The organism is Sanguibacter suarezii NBRC 16159 (assembly GCF_001552735.1).
Classification (GTDB): Bacteria; Actinomycetota; Actinomycetes; order Actinomycetales; family Cellulomonadaceae; genus Sanguibacter; species Sanguibacter suarezii.
Window position 1 is genome coordinate 1 of the sequence record NZ_BCRT01000011.1, and the last position, 17,773, is coordinate 17,773.

Annotated in this window: 14 protein-coding genes; 10 read left to right on the forward strand and 4 right to left on the reverse strand. The window is 70.7% G+C overall.

Translation table 11 applies throughout. The features are described 5' to 3' along the window. Positions 1–55 precede the first annotated feature (55 nt). Complete coding sequence (locus SS2_RS07135) at positions 56–1,708, reverse strand: DUF349 domain-containing protein (RefSeq protein WP_066462523.1); 1,653 nt, start codon at positions 1,706–1,708, stop codon at positions 56–58. Positions 1,709–1,944: 236 nt separating this feature from the next. Between SS2_RS07135 and hisS the strand changes: the two genes are divergently transcribed. Then, a complete protein-coding gene (gene hisS, locus SS2_RS07140) occupies positions 1,945–3,339 on the forward strand; it encodes a histidine--tRNA ligase (protein WP_066462524.1) in 1,395 nt (464 codons plus the stop codon). A gap of 65 nt (positions 3,340–3,404) precedes the next feature. After that, on the forward strand, positions 3,405–5,234 hold the full coding sequence (gene aspS, locus SS2_RS07145) for an aspartate--tRNA ligase (RefSeq protein ID WP_066462525.1): 1,830 nt from the start codon (positions 3,405–3,407) through the stop codon (positions 5,232–5,234). Between the two features lie 323 nt (positions 5,235–5,557). Here the strand turns inward: aspS and SS2_RS07150 are convergent, their stop codons facing one another. The 3 genes from SS2_RS07150 to SS2_RS07160 form a co-directional block, all read right to left on the reverse strand. Beyond that, complete coding sequence (locus SS2_RS07150; RefSeq protein WP_066462526.1) at positions 5,558–6,055, reverse strand: hypothetical protein; 498 nt, start codon at positions 6,053–6,055, stop codon at positions 5,558–5,560. Positions 6,056–6,173: 118 nt separating this feature from the next. Further along, positions 6,174–6,563 carry a hypothetical protein gene (locus SS2_RS07155; RefSeq protein ID WP_157607225.1) on the reverse strand — a complete coding sequence of 130 codons (390 nt, stop codon included), beginning with the start codon at positions 6,561–6,563 and terminating at the stop codon, positions 6,174–6,176. Between the two features lie 124 nt (positions 6,564–6,687). After that, positions 6,688–8,928, reverse strand: coding sequence for an MMPL family transporter (locus SS2_RS07160; protein ID WP_066462529.1), 2,241 nt, complete (start codon positions 8,926–8,928; stop codon positions 6,688–6,690). Between the two features lie 54 nt (positions 8,929–8,982). Here SS2_RS07160 and SS2_RS07165 point away from each other — a divergent pair, with 54 nt between their 5' ends. The 8 genes from SS2_RS07165 to SS2_RS07200 all read left to right on the forward strand — a co-directional run bounded on the left by SS2_RS07165 (position 8,983) and on the right by SS2_RS07200 (position 17,714). Next, entirely contained in the window at positions 8,983–10,374 is a 1,392-nt protein-coding gene (locus SS2_RS07165; RefSeq protein WP_066462533.1) for a replication-associated recombination protein A, read from the forward strand. Positions 10,375–10,548: 174 nt separating this feature from the next. Next, complete coding sequence (rpsD, locus tag SS2_RS07170) at positions 10,549–11,175, forward strand: 30S ribosomal protein S4 (protein WP_066462544.1); 627 nt, start codon at positions 10,549–10,551, stop codon at positions 11,173–11,175. Positions 11,176–11,373: 198 nt separating this feature from the next. Continuing rightward, the gene (locus SS2_RS07175) at positions 11,374–11,754 is read left to right on the forward strand and encodes a DUF948 domain-containing protein (RefSeq protein ID WP_245643421.1); all 381 of its coding nucleotides are present in this window, start codon (positions 11,374–11,376) and stop codon (positions 11,752–11,754) included. Then, positions 11,754–12,146: a hypothetical protein gene (locus SS2_RS07180; protein ID WP_066462546.1), complete on the forward strand. Its 393-nt coding sequence runs from the start codon at positions 11,754–11,756 to the stop codon at positions 12,144–12,146. Before SS2_RS07175 ends, SS2_RS07180 begins: the two co-directional genes overlap by 1 nt. 140 nt (positions 12,147–12,286) lie before the next feature. Next, the gene (gene alaS, locus SS2_RS07185) at positions 12,287–14,980 is read left to right on the forward strand and encodes an alanine--tRNA ligase (RefSeq protein WP_066462547.1); all 2,694 of its coding nucleotides are present in this window, start codon (positions 12,287–12,289) and stop codon (positions 14,978–14,980) included. Further along, positions 14,977–15,471 (forward strand): Holliday junction resolvase RuvX, encoded by a 495-nt coding sequence (gene ruvX / locus SS2_RS07190; protein WP_066462549.1) that lies wholly within the window; start codon positions 14,977–14,979, stop codon positions 15,469–15,471. The genes alaS and ruvX overlap by 4 nt, the downstream gene beginning before the upstream one ends. A 117-nt stretch (positions 15,472–15,588) precedes the next feature. Continuing rightward, a complete protein-coding gene (gene mltG, locus SS2_RS07195; RefSeq protein ID WP_066462550.1) occupies positions 15,589–16,770 on the forward strand; it encodes an endolytic transglycosylase MltG in 1,182 nt (393 codons plus the stop codon). Then, positions 16,767–17,714: a shikimate dehydrogenase gene (locus SS2_RS07200; protein WP_245643423.1), complete on the forward strand. Its 948-nt coding sequence runs from the start codon at positions 16,767–16,769 to the stop codon at positions 17,712–17,714. The genes mltG and SS2_RS07200 overlap by 4 nt, the downstream gene beginning before the upstream one ends. The last annotated feature ends 59 nt before the right edge of the window (positions 17,715–17,773 follow it).

A 17,773-nucleotide genomic window follows, 5' to 3' on the forward strand; every position in this document is an offset into this window, starting at 1 on the left:
CATCCAGGATGCGCACCCGCCCTCAGCGGTTCAACCGGTCACCAGGGGCCTGGTGTCAGCCGCGGGACTCCTCGGCGGCCTTGACGACCTGCTCGAGCCAGGCGCGGCGTGCGGCGAGGTCGGTCTCGATGTCCTTGACCTTGCGCTTGTTCCCGGCAGCCTCAGCGGCGGCCAGGTCAGCCTCGAGCCCGGCGATGGCGGCCTCGAGCTGGGCGAGCATGCCCTCGGCGCGCGCACGCGTCTCGGGGTTGGTGCGCGTCCACTTGGCCTGCTCGGAGTCACGGATTGCCGTCTCGACGGCACGCATGCGGGCCTCGACACGCTGCACGTCACCGCGCGGGACCTTGCCCGCGGCCTCCCAGCGGTCCTGCAGGTTGCGCAGGGCGGCCTTGGCCTGGGCCAGGTCGGTGACCGGCAGGAGAGCCTCAGCCTCGGCCAGGATGGCCTCCTTGACCACGAGGTTCTCGCCGTACTCGGCGTCGATCTCGGCGTTGGCAGCGTCACGGGCAGCGAAGAAGGCGTCCTGAGCGGCGCGGAAGCGGGCCCAGAGAGCGTCGTCGTCCTTGCGGTTGGCGCGGCCGGCGGACTTCCACTGAGCCATGAGGTCGCGGTACGCCCCGGCCGTTGCACCCCAGTCGGTGCTCGAGGCGAGACGCTCGGCCTCGGCCACGAGAGCGGCCTTGGTCGCCTTGGCGCCAGAGTTCTGCTTCTCCAGCTCGGCGAAGAAGTGACGGCGTTCGCGGTCGAAGGTGGTGCGGGCGTGGCTGAACCGCTTCCACAGAGCCTCTTCGCTGGGACGGTCCAGGCGCGGACCGGAGCGCTGGGCTTCCTTCCAGGCCTCGAGCAGGACGCGCAGCTCTTCACCGGCCGGCTTCCACTGGATCTTGGCCGGGTCCGTGCTCGCCAGACGCTCAGCAGCCTCGACGATCGCGGTGCGGGCAGCCAGCGCGACCTCCTTGGCGGCGGCGCGCTCAGCCTCGAGCTCGGCGCGGCGACCGGCCGCGATGGTGCGCAGTGCCTCGACGCGGGCCCGCAGACCGTCCAGGTCACCCACAGCAGCGGGCTCGGCGACCTCCTCGGTGAGCTTGGCCAGGGTGGAGTCGATCTCCTTGGCGGTGAGCTCGGCGGTGCCCAGGCGTGCCTCGAAGAGCGCGACCTTGGCCTGCAGGTCGAGGAAGCGGCGGACGTACAGGCTCATCGCCTCGGCCGGGGTCACACCGGGGAACTGACCCACGACGCGCTCACCGGCGGCCTCGGTCACGTAGACCGTGCCGTCCTCGTCGACCCGGCCGAAGGCCTGGGCCGCCTGAGTCTGAGCGCCCTCGTCGGGGACGACTGCGACCGGCTCGACGGCGGCAGGGGTGACTGCTGCCGGCGTGGGGCGCGGGACCGGACGCGGGGTGGGCCGCGGCGTCGGGCGAGGGGTGGGTGCTGCAGCGGGAGCGGGCGTCGTCGCGGCGGCGGGCTCTGCCTCGGAGGGCTCTGCCTCAGCTGCCGCAGCTGCCTCAGGCTCAGCAGGCGCCGGCGTGGCGTCGTCCGGCGCCGGTGCGGCTTCTGCCTCGGCAGTCGCGGGCGCGGCCTCGGCCGGTGCTGCGTCGTCGGGCGTGGGGACCGTGGGCTGCGTCGAGGCGGCGGTCGCCTCCTGAGCGTCGGCTGTCACCACAGCGTCCTGCGCGGCGTCCGTAGCGTGGTCGGTGCTCTCGCTCACTGGGCTCAACTCCTTGGATGATGACGGCGCGGGCGCGTGAGCGCGTACTGGTCGTCAGCGACTGCTTGGGGATACCCAAGCCGGTGATCTGCTGTCTCGCCGGCGCTGCGGGGGCAGTGTGCCTGCTCCCAGCATCGACGAGTTGCACCCATAGTCTAGAGAAGAGTTCGGCGCTGTGCTGACGTGTCCATCCTGCGCGGCGCGTGGACCTCGGCGCATCTGGAAGAATCTGCTCCATGGCCCGACCCACACCCCTCTCAGGTTTCCCCGAATGGCTCCCGGCTGACCGCATCGTCGAGACCCACATCCTCGACTCCGTGCGCCGCACCTTCGAGCTGCACGGCTTCACCGGCATCGAGACCCGCGCCGTCGAGCCGCTCGACCAGCTGCTGCGCAAGGGGGAGACCTCCAAGGAGGTCTACGTGCTCCGCCGGCTGCAGGCCGAGGACGACGCGAACGTCTCCGCCGCCGACAAGCAGGGCCTGGGACTGCACTTCGACCTCACCGTGCCCTTCGCCCGCTACGTGCTCGAGAACGCCGGCCACCTCGCCTTCCCGTTCAAGCGCTACCAGATCCAGAAGGTCTGGCGCGGGGAGCGCCCCCAGGACGGCCGCTTCCGCGAGTTCACCCAGGCGGACATCGACGTGGTCGGCGCGGGAGACCTGCCCTACCACTTCGAGGTGGAGGTGCCGCTGGTCATGGCCGCGGCCCTGGCCGAGCTCGAGGCGATCGGTGTGCCCAAGGTCCGCATCCTGGTGAACAACCGCAAGGTCGCCGAGGGCTTCTACCGCGGGCTGGGCATCGACGCTGTCGACGACGTGCTGCGCATCATCGACAAGCTCGACAAGATCGGCCCCGAGAAGGTCGCCGCAGCCCTCGTCGCCGAGGTCGCCATGAGCGACGAGCAGGCGCAGGCGTGCCTCGAGCTCGCCGCGATCTCCGGAGCCGACACCACCGTGATCGACCGGGTCCAGGCGCTGGCCGCCGCCCGCTCGGTGACCTCTGAGCTGCTGGACGAGGGCCTGCGCGAGCTCGGCGCCCTCATCGAGGCTGCAGCCGTGCGCGCCCCGGGCGTGGTCCACGCCGACCTCAAGATCGCCCGCGGGCTCGACTACTACACCGGGTCGGTCTACGAGACGGTGCTCGTGGGTCACGAGGAGCTCGGCTCCATCTGCTCCGGCGGTCGCTACGACACCCTCGCCTCCGACGGCGCCAACACCTACCCCGGCGTCGGGCTGTCCATCGGCATCTCCCGCCTGGTCTCCCGGCTGCTCAGCGCCGGCCTGGTGCGAGCCAGCCGTTCGGTGCCCAGCGCCGTCGTCGTCGCGGTGACCTCCGAGGAGACCCGCCCGGCCTCCGACGCCGTGGCGACCGCCCTGCGGGCGCGCGGCATCCCGGTCGAGGTCGCCCCGACCGCGGCGAAGTTCGGCAAGCAGATCAAGTACGCCGACAAGCGCGGCGTGCCCTTCGTCTGGTTCCCCGCCGGGCTGGGAGCCGACGGCGAGCCCGTGGCCCACCAGGTCAAGGACATCCGCACCGGGACTCAGTCCGAGGCCGACCCGACCGCCTGGGAACCGCCGGCCGCTGACTGGTGGCCGAGCGTCGCCGCGGCTGCGCAGCCGACCGACTAGACTTGACCTCTGCTTGTCCGTCCGGGTGACCGGATGCCACACCCCCACGTCTGAAGGGCTTCTTCGTGCTACGCACTCACACTGCCGGATCGCTACGGGCCGAGAACATCGGCCAGACCGTCACCCTCACCGGGTGGGTGGATCGTCGTCGTGATCACGGAGGCGTGGCCTTCATCGATCTGCGCGACGCCAGCGGCATCGCCCAGGTGGTCATACGCGACGAGTCCGTGGCCCACCCGCTGCGCAGCGAGTTCGTGCTGCAGGTGACCGGAACGGTCTCCCAGCGCCCGGACGGCAACGAGAACCCCAACCTGGCCACCGGCCAGATCGAGGTCGTCGCCAGCGACGTCGTGGTGCTCAACGAGTCCGCGCCGCTGCCCTTCCAGGTCTCCACGGCCCTGGACGGCACCGAGACCATCGGTGAGGAGGCGCGCCTCAAGCACCGCTACCTCGACCTGCGCCGTCCCGCGCCGTCGCACGCGCTGCGCCTGCGTGCCAAGGCCAACGCGGCCGCGCGCCGCGTGCTCGACGCCCAGGACTTCGTCGAGATCGAGACGCCGACGCTGACCCGGTCCACCCCTGAGGGTGCCCGTGACTTCCTCGTCCCCGCGCGCCTGGCGCCGGGGTCCTGGTACGCGCTGCCCCAGTCCCCGCAGCTGTTCAAGCAGCTGCTCATGGTGGCCGGCATGGAGCGGTACTACCAGATCGCCCGCTGCTACCGCGACGAGGACTTCCGCGCCGACCGCCAGCCGGAGTTCACCCAGCTCGACGTGGAGATGAGCTTCGTCGAGCAGGACGACGTGATCGCCCTCGGCGAGAAGATCCTCGTGGCCCTGTGGGAGCTCATCGGGTACACGATCCCGACGCCGATCCCGCGGATCACCTTCAAGGACGCGATGGAGCGCTACGGCTCCGACAAGCCTGACCTGCGCTTCGACCTCGAGCTGGTCGAGCTCACCGAGTACTTCAAGGACACCCCCTTCCGGGTGTTCCAGGCACCGTACGTCGGTGCTGTGGTCATGCCCGGTGGGGCCTCGACGCCGCGCCGCGGCTTCGACGCCTGGCAGGAGTGGGCCAAGCAGCGCGGGGCCAAGGGCCTGGCGTACGTGACCTTCACCGAGGACGGCGAGCTCGCCGGCCCCGTCGCCAAGAACCTCTCCGAGGCCGAGCGTGAGGGCCTGGCCGCAGCCACCGGCGCCAAGCCGGGCGACGCGGTGTTCTTCGCTGCCGGTTCCGCGGCGGCGTCGCGCGCCCTGCTCGGCGCCGCCCGCCTGGAGATCGGCAAGAAGGCCGGCCTCATCAACGAGGACGAGTGGTCCTTCGTGTGGGTCGTGGACGCGCCGCTGTTCAAGCCCACGGGCGAGGACGACGACGTGGCCGTCGGCGAGGGTGCGTGGACCGCTGTGCACCACGCCTTCACCTCGCCCACCCCCGAGTGGATCGACACCTTCGAGCAGAACCCCGGTGAGGCGCTGGCCTACGCCTACGACATCGTCTGCAACGGCAACGAGATCGGTGGCGGCTCGATCCGTATCCACCGCCGCGACGTGCAGGAGCGCGTCTTCGCTGTCATGGGGATCGGCGAGGAGGAGGCCCAGGAGAAGTTCGGCTTCCTGCTCGACGCCTTCGCCTTCGGCGCCCCGCCGCACGGCGGGATCGCCTTCGGCTGGGACCGCATCCTCGCCCTGCTCACCGGCTCGGAGTCGATCCGCGACGTCATCGCCTTCCCGAAGTCCGGTGGCGGCTTCGACCCGCTGACGCAGGCACCCGCCCCGATCACCGCCCAGCAGCGCAAGGAAGCCGGGGTCGACGCCAAGGCGAAGGCCCCCGCCGCCGACGCGCAGCCGGCCGATGCCACGGCCGGGACGTCGACCGAGGCCGTCGCAGCCCCGTGACCCGACGCTAGGACCGGCCCGCCGGCCCCGCAGCACCCGAGCCCCCCTCGAGCCCACGCCCGAGGGGGGCTCCCTGCATCCCCACCCCACCCACCCCACCCACCCCACCCACCCCAGCCCCCCGCCCCCGAACGCCCGAGCTCGTGAGCCCTCCGCCGAACTCGTGAACGGATCGCCGAACTCGTGAGCCAGGGGCATCTCTGGCCACCTGAGACCGTCTGGCTCACGAGTTCGCGAGCGGGTTCACGAGTTCGTCGAGGGTGACGGGCGGGGGCGGGGGGCAGGGGAGAGGTGGGAAACGCTGGGTGCAGGTGGGTGGGTTGCTACCAGCGGGTGGGGGGTTGGGCGGTGCCGTCGAAGGCGCCGTGGCGGGGAGCGTCGGGGGAGTCGGGGAGCGGGGCGAACCGCAGGGGGTCGACGCGTGCCCGGTAGACAGCGCGCCACAGTCGCAGCAGCCACACGGCCAGCAGCACCGTGAACAGGAGCAGCACAAAGCCGCCGGGGGCGAATCCCCGGTCACCCAGGCCCTGCTCGATCGCCGCATCTCGGGCGCTGATGACCCGGAACCACAGAAGACCGAAGATGACCGCCGCGGCGACCGTGGCGGCAGCGGCTCGGCGCACCTGTGACCGGTGCTGCGCGACCGCGTGGGCGTGCTGCAGGCCTTGGATACCCCGGTCGCCGCGGATCCGGGTCACGAGGGCCGCGCGTTCACGGCGGTCACGGTGGGTGTGCGACCACTCGTCCCAGGTGGTGGCAGACGTTGAGGCCGCCTCCGAGACCGTCCATGGGACAGGGGTGAAGCCGTCTCCTGCGGTCACGCCCTCGCTCCGGCGGGGTGCCCCGACGGGGCTAACGTGCGCGTCCGGCTCGACGGGTACCGGTGTGCCACCCGCGGGCGGCCGGAAACGCTCCAGGTGTGCGTCGTCGGGCACGGGACTACCAGCTGCGGGGACGCAGGCGCGGATCCGGGGGCACCGAGCCGAAGGGCAGCGGGTTGGCCGCGCGGTCGTCGTCCTGCTGGGCGATTCGTAGCATCTCGCCGGGGAAGCTCGGGTAGCCGGGGCGGCCCAGCAGCGTGAGCACGTCGTCGCGCCACAGCAACCACGGTACGAGCAGGCCGGTAGGTACGAAGTTGAGCGCCGTCGGCGTGCCGAGACCGTTGGCGATGAAGGCCATCGCGACGAAGGGCACGAGCGCGACGACGATCAGCGTGACGGTCACCGCGCGGGCCGCGATCGTCCAGCGCCGGTACCGCGTGACCGCAGCTTCGTGGCGCTCCATGACGCGCCGCGCGGCGGGTCCCATACCGGCAGAGGTCGGATTCATCCGGACAGTGTGGCACGACGGACCTCCGGCTGTCTGCGCCACGCCAGGTGCATCGTCGCCGCTGTTCAGCGGTACTCAGGGGCTAGGGCGCACCAGAGGGAGCGCCCGCCGTCTGAACCATCGGTCAGTGCGTGATGCCGATCCGTTCATGGAGCCGGCGCAGCGGGGCAGGTGCCCACCAGTTCCACTTCCCGAGCAGCGTCATGGTGGCGGGGACGAGCAGCATCCGCACGATCGTGGCGTCGATGAAGATCGCCACCGCCAGGGCGAAGCCGACCTGCTTGATGATGAGCAGCTGGCCGAAGACGAAGCCGGCGAACACGACGATGATGATCGCAGCGGCCGACGTGATGATCCGTCCGGTGCGCTGCAGGCCCACCCGCACCGCCGTCTCGGAGTCGACCCCGGCGTCATGCAGCTCCTTGATCCGTGAGAGCAGGAACACCTCGTAGTCCATCGCCAGCCCGAAGGCGAAGGCGATGACCAGCGCGACGACGAAGGTCTCGATCCCTCCCGTGGACGTGAAGCCGAGCAGCGAGGACAGGTGCCCCTCCTGGAACACCCACACCAGGACTCCCAGCGAGGCGGCGAGCGAGATCGCGTTGGTCAGCAGCGCCTTGATGGGGATGACCACCGACCCCGTCATGAGGAAGAGCAGCACGAAGGTGGCCAGCACGACGATCGCGACCGCCCACCACACCCGGTCGGCGAGGGCGTCGGTGAAGTCCAGCTGACCGGCGGCCTGACCGATCACCCAGAACGGGCTGCTGGGGTCGAGGTCACGGATGGCGGAGACCACCTCCAGAGCCTGCTCTCCGCCGGGATCACCGGAGGGGATGTCCACCCCGAAGGTCGCGTAGTCGTCGATGGCCACCGGCGCGGTGACCGCCTCGACGCCGTCGATGCCGGCGACGGCGTCCGCGAAGGTCTGCGCCGCGGCCTGGTCTCCCTCGACGAGCACCCGGATCTCCGGAGCCGCGGTGGCCGGGTACTGCTCGCTCAGTGCGACGACGAACTGCCGCTGCGGTGAGGAGGTCGGCAGCAGCTCGATCCCGGAGTTGCGCATCTGCAGCCCCAGCACCGGCGCCGCGAGGACGAGCAGCACGACGACGCAGGCGCCCGCGACCCACGCGGGGTGGCGCTGCACCCGGCTCGCCAAGCGGGAGAAGAAACCCTCGTCCTTGTCTACCGCGGAGGAGTGGCGCAGCACCACGCGCAGGCCTGGGACCGTGGACAAGATGTCCGGCCGCACGAGGCGCTTGCCGGCCAGCCGCAGCAGCGCCGGGACGAGCGTGAGCGCGGTGGCCACGGCCACGAGGATGATGATGAGTCCGGCGGCGCCGATGGCACGCAGGACCTCAGGGGTGAAGACCATGAGGCCAGCGGTGGAGATCGCCACCGTGAGGGCGGAGAAGGCCACCGTGCGCCCGGCGGTGCCCATCGTCGTCACGAGCGCTTGGGCGACCTGGGCGTCGTCGCGGCTGCGGCGGCGCTTCTCGCGGTTCTCCGTGGCGGAGGCGTTCTGACGCAAGAGCTCTTCGCGGAAGCGCGAGACGATGAGCAACCCGTAGTCGATGGACAGCCCCAGGCCCAGCAGCGTCACGACGTTGACGATGGAGGCGTCGATGGTCATGACGTAGGACATGGCCAGCAGGGCGCCGAGCCCGGTGCCGATCGAGGCGAAGGCGCCGGCCATGGGCATCGCGGCGGCGAGGAACCCGCCGAACACGGCAACCATGATGAGCAGCGCGATCGGCAGCGCGATGGCCTCACCGGTGGTGAGGTCGCGCTCGACCTGGGAGGTGATGGCGTCGAGGATGAGAGAGTTCCCCCCGACCAGTCCGCTCACCTCAGGGTCCTGAGCCGTCAGGTCCGTCGCTGCGGTGCGCAGCGTGGCGGTGACGTCGTCCACCGCGGCGGCTTCGACGTCGTCGGGCAGGCCCGCCTCGATGCCCACCACGACGAGGAAGCCGTCGCCGTCCTGGGCGGTGAACATCTTGCCCACGTCGCTCTCGGGCCCGGCGGGCACGATGATCGGGTCGAGCACCGACTCGACGCCCTCGATGCTCACCAGCTCGGCATGCACGCCGGCCATGACCTCCGCCACACCCGGGTCGCTCGGCGAGGCGCCGTCGACGATGAGGGAGATGTTCTCCGCCGAGGGGTTGATCTCCTCGAGGATGGCCAGGCCCTCGTCGTTCTGGGACCCCGGGATGACCGGCGCCCCGGAGGTCAGCCGCGAGAACAGGCTCTCCCCGTGGACGCCGAAGACGGCGAGGGAGAAGCCGAGGACCGTGATGACGGCCCACGTCACGATGGCGCTGCGGGGATGGTCGGCGATGCGGCGACCCAGACTCTCGAACACGCCTCACAGCATCGCACACGAGGACCGTCTCGCCCGAGGACCTAGGCTGGCCCCATGGATCTGTTCGACGCCACGACGCAGGCGACCAGCGGCGTCCCCAGCGTCGGGACGAGCTCTCCCCTCGCGGTGCGCATGCGTCCCGCCTCCTTGGCCGAGGTCGCCGGGCAGGCGCACCTGCTGGTGCCGGGCTCGCCGCTGCGCCGTCTCGTGGAGCCCGCGGAGGAGTCGTCGCGCCGTGCGGCGCCCGGATCGGTCATCCTGTGGGGCCCGCCGGGGACCGGGAAGACCACCCTCGCCTACCTCATCGCCGCCAGCTCGGGCCGGCGGTTCGTCGAGCTGTCCGCGGTCACCGCGGGGGTCAAGGACGTCCGCGCGGTCATCGAGGACGCCCGGCGGCGCCTGGCCACCGGCGGCGCCGAGACGGTCCTGTTCATCGACGAGGTGCACCGCTTCTCCAAGTCCCAGCAGGACGCCCTGCTGCCGAGCGTGGAGAACCGCTGGGTCACTCTCGTGGCCGCGACCACGGAGAACCCGAGCTTCTCGGTCAACTCCCCGCTGCTGTCCCGGTCCTTGCTGCTCACCCTGCAGCCGCTCACAGTGGAGGACGTGCGCACCCTCGTGGAGCGCGCCGTCGCCGACGAGCGCGGCCTGGCCGGCACCGTCACCCTGGCCGACGACGCGATGGACCACCTGCTGCGCCTGGCCGGCGGCGATGCCCGCAAGGCCCTGACGATCCTGGAGGCCGCGGCCGGAGCCGCACTGTCCGGAGGGTCCGACGACGACGCGGACACCGAGGAGACCAGTGAGCCGGTCGTGCTCGACCTGGCGACGATGGAGCGGGCCATCGACGTCGCCGCGGTGCGCTACGACCGTGACGGGGACCAGCACTACGACGTCATCAGCGCCTTCATCAAGTCCATGCGCGGGTCGGACGTGGACGCGGCGATCCACTACCTCGCCCGGATGATCGCGGCGGGGGAGGACCCGCGGTTCATCGCGCGACGGATCGTCATCTCGGCAGCGGAGGACGTCGGCATGGCTGACCCGTCCGCGCTGCAGACGGCGACGGCCGCGGCTACCGCGGTCGCCCTCATCGGGATGCCCGAGGCGCGGATCATCCTCGCCGAGGCGGTCGTGCACATCACCACCGCGCCCAAGTCCAACGCCGCCTACCTGGCCATCGACGCTGCTCTGGCCGACGTGCGCGCGGGCAAGGCCGGGACGGTGCCGGCGCACCTGCGTGATGCCCACTACTCCGGGGCAAAGACGATCGGGCACGGGCAGGGCTACCAGTACGCCCACGACGCCCCGCACGCGGTCGCCGCCCAGCAGTACCTGCCCGACGAGCTCGTCGGGTCGCGCTACTACCGCCCGAGCGACCGCGGGTACGAGCGGGCCGTGACCGAGCGGATGGACAAGATCCGCGCCATCCTGCGCGGGGACTAGCCGCATCGATGCTAGAATTCTCAGGTTGCCTTCACTGGTGACCACTGGGACCTCGGCCCTGTGAGCGGGACCCGCGTCGTACGACGCCCGGCCCGTTCCGTCGGCTGGTCCCGCATCCCACGCGACCCGCGTGAGGTATGCGACGTCAATCACGACAGGAATGGACGACTTTTTATGTCTTCTGTGACCCGTTCGCGCCGCCAGGTTCGCCTGAGCCGCGCGCTGGGCATTGCGCTCACCCCGAAGGCCGTCAAGCACTTCGAGAAGCGCCCCTACCCCCCGGGCGAGCACGGCCGCGCCCGTCGCCGCACCGAGTCGGACTACGCGGTCCGTCTTCGTGAGAAGCAGCGTCTTCGCGCCCAGTACGGCCTCCGCGAGAAGCAGATGGCCCGTGCCTTCGAAGAGGCTCGCAAGGCTCCGGGTCTGACCGGTGAGGCTCTCGTCGAGATCCTCGAGGTCCGTCTCGACGCCCTCGTGCTGCGTGCCGGCTTCGCCCGCACCACGCTCCAGGCTCGCCAGGCCGTGGTTCACCGCCACATCCTCGTCGACGGCAAGATCGTCGACCGCCCCTCGTTCAAGGTGAAGCCGGGCCAGACGGTCCAGGTCAAGCCGAAGAGCCAGGCCACGGTCCCGTTCCAGGTCGCCGCCGCCGGTGCGCACCGCGACGTCCTGCCGGCCGTCCCGCCGTACCTGAACGTCCAGCTCGAGAAGCTGTCCTTCACGCTGGTGCGTTCCCCCAAGCGCGCTGAGGTCCCGGTCACCGCCGAGGTCCAGCTCGTCGTCGAGCACTACTCGCGCTGATCAGCTTCTGATCTGCCTCCAGGACGCCCCGTCCGCAGCGCTGCTGCGGGCGGGGCGTTCTTGTGTGCGGGTAGTCTCGTCCCCAGTGCCTTCTCCGCCCGGTGCGGAGCAAGGCTGCCTGACGTCCGCAGAGCGCCGCCAATGGCCGTGCTCACGGGGTCGGGGTCGACTTTGGTGTCTATGGCAAGGAGCGCGACAGTGGTCGGAGATATTGCGGGACTCATCGCGGCGGTCGCCTTCGTGGCGCTGGTCGGACTCGTCGCTGTGCCGTTGGTCAAGCTGGGCAAGGTGTTCGACACCACGACGCAGTCGATCAAGGACCTCACCGAGCACACCGTGCCGATCCTCGACGAGTCGGCACAGACCGTGGCCAGCACCAACACCCAGCTCGTCAAGGTCGACACCATCACCACCGCCGCTGCGGAGGTGAGCCAGAACGTCTCCGCGCTCACCGGGCTGTACGCCGCCACCTTCGGCGCCCCCCTGGTCAAGGTCGCGGCCTTCTCCTACGGCGTGCGCAAGGCCTTCGGCCAGGCGACCTCCCGGGTGCGCGACGGCGCAGGCAGGAAGGCCCACTGATGGCCCGCCTGTTCTGGGTCGGCACGGGCGTCGTCCTGACGGTCGTGGTCGTGGTCAAGGGACGTCAGGTCATCCGTCAGTACGCACCCGCGGCCGTCGTGGACCGCGCCTCAGCGACCGCCACGGCCACCGGCTCCGCCCTGTCCGAGGCTGCCGGCCACTTCATGGCAGACTTCCGCGCCGCCCGTGACGAGCGCGCGGCCCAGCTCGCAGACGCGCTCCTGGCCACGACCCAAGGGTCCGTGGAGGACCTGCAGGCCCGCCGCGACGCCTATGACTCAGCGCCCGGGCGCAGCGCGGGACGGCACTCCAGCGAGGCCGCCACCCGCGCCCGCTACGCCGCGATCGACGACGACGACTCCGTCGACGACGAGCTCGGCTACTCCTTCTGACCATGTCGGGTGCTGCGTCCGACTAAGATTGAGTCGCGCCTCCGCCCTGCCGAGGTGCCACCCAGAGCGTCGTCCGCTGCGTCATCCGCGGCGCGGCGCCCGCACCGCCTTTCCCATCACCGCCTTCGATAGAGGACATCATGCGCACCGCCGAGATTCGCAAGCGTTGGCTCACATACTTCGCCGAGCGCGATCACGCGGTGGTCCCGTCCGCGTCCCTGATCTCCCCGGACCCGTCCACGCTCTTCACCATCGCGGGCATGGTCCCGTTCATCCCGTACATGACCGGTCAGCAGACCGCCCCGTGGAAGCGGGCCACGAGCGTGCAGAAGTGCGTGCGCACCCTGGACATCGAAGAGGTCGGCAAGACGACCCGGCACGGCACGTTCTTCCAGATGAACGGCAACTTCTCCTTCGGTGACTACTTCAAGGAAGAAGCCATCACGTACGCGTGGGACTTCATCACCGGATCCGTCGACGACGGCAAGCTGGGCTTCGACCCGGACCTCGTCTGGGTCACCGTCTTCCACGAGGACAACGAGTCCCGGGAGATCTGGAAGCGGGTCGCCGGCCTGCCCGACGAGCGCATCCAGTCCCGCGGCATGAAGGACAACTTCTGGTCCACCGGCGCCCGCGGCCCGGCCGGTCCCTGCTCGGAGATCTACATCGACCGTGGCCCCGCCTACGGCGTCGAGGGTGGCCCCGTCGCCGACGAGGACCGCTACATCGAGATCTGGAACCTCGTGTTCATGCAGTACGAGCGCGGTGACGGCGGCGGCAAGGACTCCTTCCCCATCCTCGGTGAGCTCAAGCAGCGCAACATCGACACCGGCATGGGCCTGGAGCGCGTCGCGTTCCTGCTCCAGGGCGTCGACAACATGTACGAGATCGACGAGGTCTTCCCGGTCATCGAGGTCGCTCAGCGCCTCTCGGGCAAGGTCTACGGCGCCGTGCACGAGGACGACGTGCGCATGCGCGTGGTCGCCGACCACATCCGCTCCGCCCTCATGCTCATCGGCGACGGCATCCGCCCCTCCAACGAGGGCCGCGGCTACGTGCTGCGCCGCCTCATCCGCCGCGCCGTGCGCGCCATGCGCCTGCTCGGCGTCGAGGACCCCTCGTTGCCGGAGCTGCTGCCCGCCAGCATGAACGTCATGAAGGACTCCTACCCCGAGCTGGCCACGGACTTCGACCGGATCTCGGCCATCGCCTACGCCGAGGAAGACGCCTTCCGCCGCACCCTCACCGCCGGCACCACGATCCTCGAGTCGGCCGTCGGCTCGGCCATCGCCAAGGCCGGACCGTCAGCGACCCCGGTCCTCGGCGGCGCTGAGGCCTTCGCCCTGCACGACACCTACGGCTTCCCGATCGACCTCACCCTGGAGATGGCCTCCGAGCACGGTGTCACCGTGGACGAGACGGCCTTCCGCACCCTCATGCAGGAGCAGCGCAGCCGCGCCCGGGCGGACGCCCTCGCCAAGCGCAACGGCGGCGCCGACAAGGCCGCCTACGAGTCCCTGGCCAGCGACATGGCCAAGCCCGTGGAGTTCCTCGGCTACACCGACACCACGGCCCGGGTGAGCGTCGTCGGCCTCGTCGTCGACGGGACGCCGGGCCCGGTGGCCACGGCTCCGTCCACGGTCGAGGTCATCCTCGACCGCACGCCGTTCTACGCCGAGGCCGGTGGCCAGCTCGCCGACCAGGGCACCATCGTGCTCGACGGCGGCGCGACCATCGAGGTCGACGACGTCCAGGCGCCGATCAAGGGCCTGTCCGTGCACCGCGGGCGCGTCGTCGACGGCATCGTGACGATGGGGGAGACCGGCACCGCCACCATCGACGTGGCGCGGCGCAAGGCGATCAGCCGTGCCCACTCCGCCACCCACATGATCCACAAGGCGCTCCAGGAGTCCCTGGGCAAGGACGCGACGCAGGCCGGGTCGGAGAACGCCCCGAGCCGCATCCGCTTCGACTTCCGCTCCAGCCAGGCCGTGCCGCAGGGCGCGCTCAAGGAGATCGAGGAGCGGGTCAACACCCAGCTCGCCGAAGACCTCGAGGTCACCGACCAGGTCATGAACATCGACGAGGCCCGCGCGCTGGGCGCGATGGCCCTGTTCGGGGAGAAGTACGGTGACCGCGTGCGCGTGGTCTCCATCGGTGGCGACTGGTCGCGCGAGCTGTGCGCCGGCACGCACGTCAAGCGGTCGGGCCAGCTGGGCCTGGTCACCCTGCTCGGTGAGGCCTCCATCGGCTCCGGGGTGCGTCGCGTCGACGCTCTCGTCGGTGACGGCGCCTACGGCTTCCACGCCAAGGAGCACGCTCTGGTGGGTCAGCTCACCGGTCTGCTCAACGTCCGCACGGACGAGCTGCCGGACCGCGTGGGCGGCCTGCTCGCGCGCCTGAAGGAGACCGAGAAGGAGCTGGCCGCGCTGCGCCAGCGCCAGCTCCTGGGTGCGGCCGGTGCCTTGGCCGCCGGCGCCGAGGTCGTGGGCGGTGCCCGCGTCGTCGTGCACGACGCCGGCGAGGTGGCCTCCGCGGACGACCTGCGGGCGCTCGCCCTGGACCTGCGCGGACGCCTGGGCGAGGGTGAGCCCTCCGTCGTGGCGATCGGTGGGGTGTCCAAGGACCGTCCGCTCGTGGTCATCGTGACGAACATGGCTGCCCGTGAGCGCGGCCTCAAGGCCGGCGCCTTCGCCAAGGCCGCCTCGGGCGTGCTCGGCGGCGGCGGTGGCGGCAAGGACGACATGGCGCAGGGTGGTGGCCAGAACGCCGCCGCGCTGCCGGCCGCCCTCGCCGGCGTGCGCGACGGCGTCGCGGCGGTCCTGCGCGCATGAGCGACGCGCTCGAGCGCGGTCCGCGGCTGTGCATCGACGTCGGGAGCGTGCGGGTCGGGGTCGCGGTGAGCGACCCCGACGGGCTCGTCGCCACGCCCGTGGAGACGCTGGCCCGGGACATGGTCACGGCGGAGAAGAACCCCGCCGCTGTGCCCACGGACGTCGCGCAGATTGCGACCGAGGTGCACGAACGAGGTGTCAAAGTTGTGTACGTCGGTCTTCCGCGCCATCTTTCTGGCGCAGAGGGCTCGGCTTCTGCCAGTGCGCGGGCGTACGCTGGTGCTTTGGCCCGGATCATCGACCCCGTCCCGGTGCATCTGGTCGACGAACGCATGAGCACGGTGAGTGCCCACCAGGCACTGCACGCCTCGGGTCGAGCGGGGCGCAAGCACCGTGCGGTGATCGACCAGGTCGCCGCCGTGGTGATCTTGCAGTCGGCTCTCGAACGCGAGCGGGCCAGCGGTGGTCGCGCCGGGGAGCTGGTCACCTGACGTGACATCCTGCGACGAGGCGTCGCGGATGTGTTCTTGACCAGGCTTGTGCAGTAGGTTGTGGCATTGTCCGCGCGGCGCAACGACGACCATGATGAGTGTGGAGGCTCCAGACCGGTGAACGATCTCTTCGAGGGCCCGACACGCATCGAGCGGCCTGATGACGAACAGCAGCTCTCTCGCAGCGAGAAGCGAGAGCTGCGAGCCGCGCGCAAGCGGGCCGCCCAGCGCCGCCGCCGCGCACTCATCAGCGTGCTCATCGCCGTCGTGCTCGTCGGGGCGGGTGGGTACTTCGTCTGGACCAAGGGCACCGCGTTCTTCGACAGCTTCGACCTCTTCGGTTCCGAGCCCGTCGACGAGATCGTCGACTACCCCGGCCCGGGCACCGGCTCGGTCCAGGTGACAGTGGCGACAGGTGCCGCCGGGTCACAGATCGGTGAGGTCCTCACCGAGGCTGGTGTGGTGGCCTCCACCAAGGCCTTCGTCGCCGCGTACACTGCCAACCCGCAGGCCGGGTCGATCCAGCCGGGAACGTACAACCTCTTCAAGTCGATGAAGGCCTCCGACGCGGTCACCGCGCTGCTGGACTCGGCGAACCGGGCCGACTTCATCGTCGAGATCCCGAACGGCTTCGACAAGGCCAAGGCCATCGCCCGGATCGTCAAGGTGACCGGCTTCTCCGAGGCTGACGTCACCGCCGCGATGAACGACGCCGCGGCCATCGGGCTGCCGGCCGAGGCCGGTGGCAACGCCGAGGGCTGGCTCGCTCCGGCGCGCTACGAGTTCGCCCTGGACGCGACGCCCACCCAGATGATCGCCCAGATGGTGGCGGGGACCGTCGCGACCCTCGACTCCCTGGCTGTCCCGGTCGAGAACCGGCAGACGCTGCTCACCACCGCCTCCATCGTCGAGAAGGAAGCGGGCACGGACGAGGACCGACCACTCATGGCCTCGGTGATCGCGAACCGGCTCGCGATCGACATGAAGCTGCAGATGGATGCGACGCTGCACTACGTCATCGGCGGATCCGATGACGCGAGCACCTCGAGCGCCGACCTGGAGTACGACAGCCCGTACAACACGTACAAGAACGCCGGTCTTCCGCCGGGACCCATCGCGTCGCCCTCGGTCGCCTCCCTGCAGGCGGTCCTCACGCCCGCGGACACCGAGTACCTCTACTGGGTGGCGGTCGACCCGGTGAACAAGGTGACGAAGTTCGCCGAGACGTGGGCAGAGCACCAGGAGAACAGGAAGCTCTACGACGCGTGGCGCGAGGCGCACAACGCGGACAAGGAGTGACTCCGGTCGAAGCCGGCGCTGGCGCGCTGGTGGCAGTCAGGCGCGCCGCGGTGCTCGGTCACCCGATCGGCCACTCGCTCTCCCCGGTGCTGCACCGGGCGGCCTATGCCGCGCTCGGCCTGACCGGGTGGGAGTACAGCGCGCTCGACGTCACCGAGGAGACGCTGGCGGAGGTCGTCGGGGGGCTCGACGACTCCTGGGCCGGGTTGAGCCTGACCATGCCGCTCAAGCAGACCATCATCGGGATGCTCGACCACATCGAACCTCTCGCTGAGGTGACCGGGGCGGTGAACACCGTGGTGTTCTCCGGGACCGGGGGCGGGCGGACGCTCGTGGGTACCAACACCGACGTCTATGGCCTGGTCACTGCGCTGGGCGAAGGATTCACCGCGCCCGATGCCTCGTCGGCTGATGTCACCGGCGTCGAGGCGCTGCGGGCGGCTGTCCGCCGCGGCGCGGTGGTGCTGGGAGCCGGTGCCACGGCGTCGTCCACGTTGGCGGCGCTGGCCGAGCTGGGGCAGGCATCGGCGAACGTCTATGTTCGCTCTCTCGGGCGGACCGGGGACCTGCAGCGGGCCGCGCACCGGATGGGAGTGAGCCCGCGTTTCCACACCATCGACGGTGCCGCGCGCGCGATGCTCACCGCAGGGGTCGTCGTCTCCACGTTGCCCGCCCACGGGGCGGACGCCGTCGCCGGGGAGCTCACCGGGCTGCTCGCAGACCGCGTGCCGGGGGAGTCTGCGCTGCACGGCGTGCTGCTCGACGTCAGCTACGAACCTCGCACGACGGCGCTGTCGGCCGCGTGGCGGGCCGGTGGCGGGGCGGTCGTCGGCGGGCAGCGGATGCTGCTGCACCAGGCCGTCGAGCAGGTGCGCCTCATGACCGGGCGCATCGCCCCGGTCCAGGCGATGTCCGACGCGCTCGACCGCGCCCTGGCATCCTGAGCGAACTTCATCCTCGTCACGCTCACCTTCGGCGACGGTTCTGCCGATAACTCCTCGGA

Coding starts and splice junctions, on each gene's coding strand:
- ruvX (WP_066462549.1), top strand. CDS start 14,977: ATGAGCGACGCGCTCGAGCGCGGTCCGCGGCTGTGCATCGACGTCGGG.
- alaS (WP_066462547.1), top strand. CDS start 12,287: ATGCGCACCGCCGAGATTCGCAAGCGTTGGCTCACATACTTCGCCGAG.
- hisS (WP_066462524.1), top strand. CDS start 1,945: ATGGCCCGACCCACACCCCTCTCAGGTTTCCCCGAATGGCTCCCGGCT.
- rpsD (WP_066462544.1), top strand. CDS start 10,549: ATGTCTTCTGTGACCCGTTCGCGCCGCCAGGTTCGCCTGAGCCGCGCG.
- SS2_RS07155 (WP_157607225.1), bottom strand. CDS start 6,563: ATGAATCCGACCTCTGCCGGTATGGGACCCGCCGCGCGGCGCGTCATG.
- SS2_RS07180 (WP_066462546.1), top strand. CDS start 11,754: ATGGCCCGCCTGTTCTGGGTCGGCACGGGCGTCGTCCTGACGGTCGTG.
- SS2_RS07165 (WP_066462533.1), top strand. CDS start 8,983: ATGGATCTGTTCGACGCCACGACGCAGGCGACCAGCGGCGTCCCCAGC.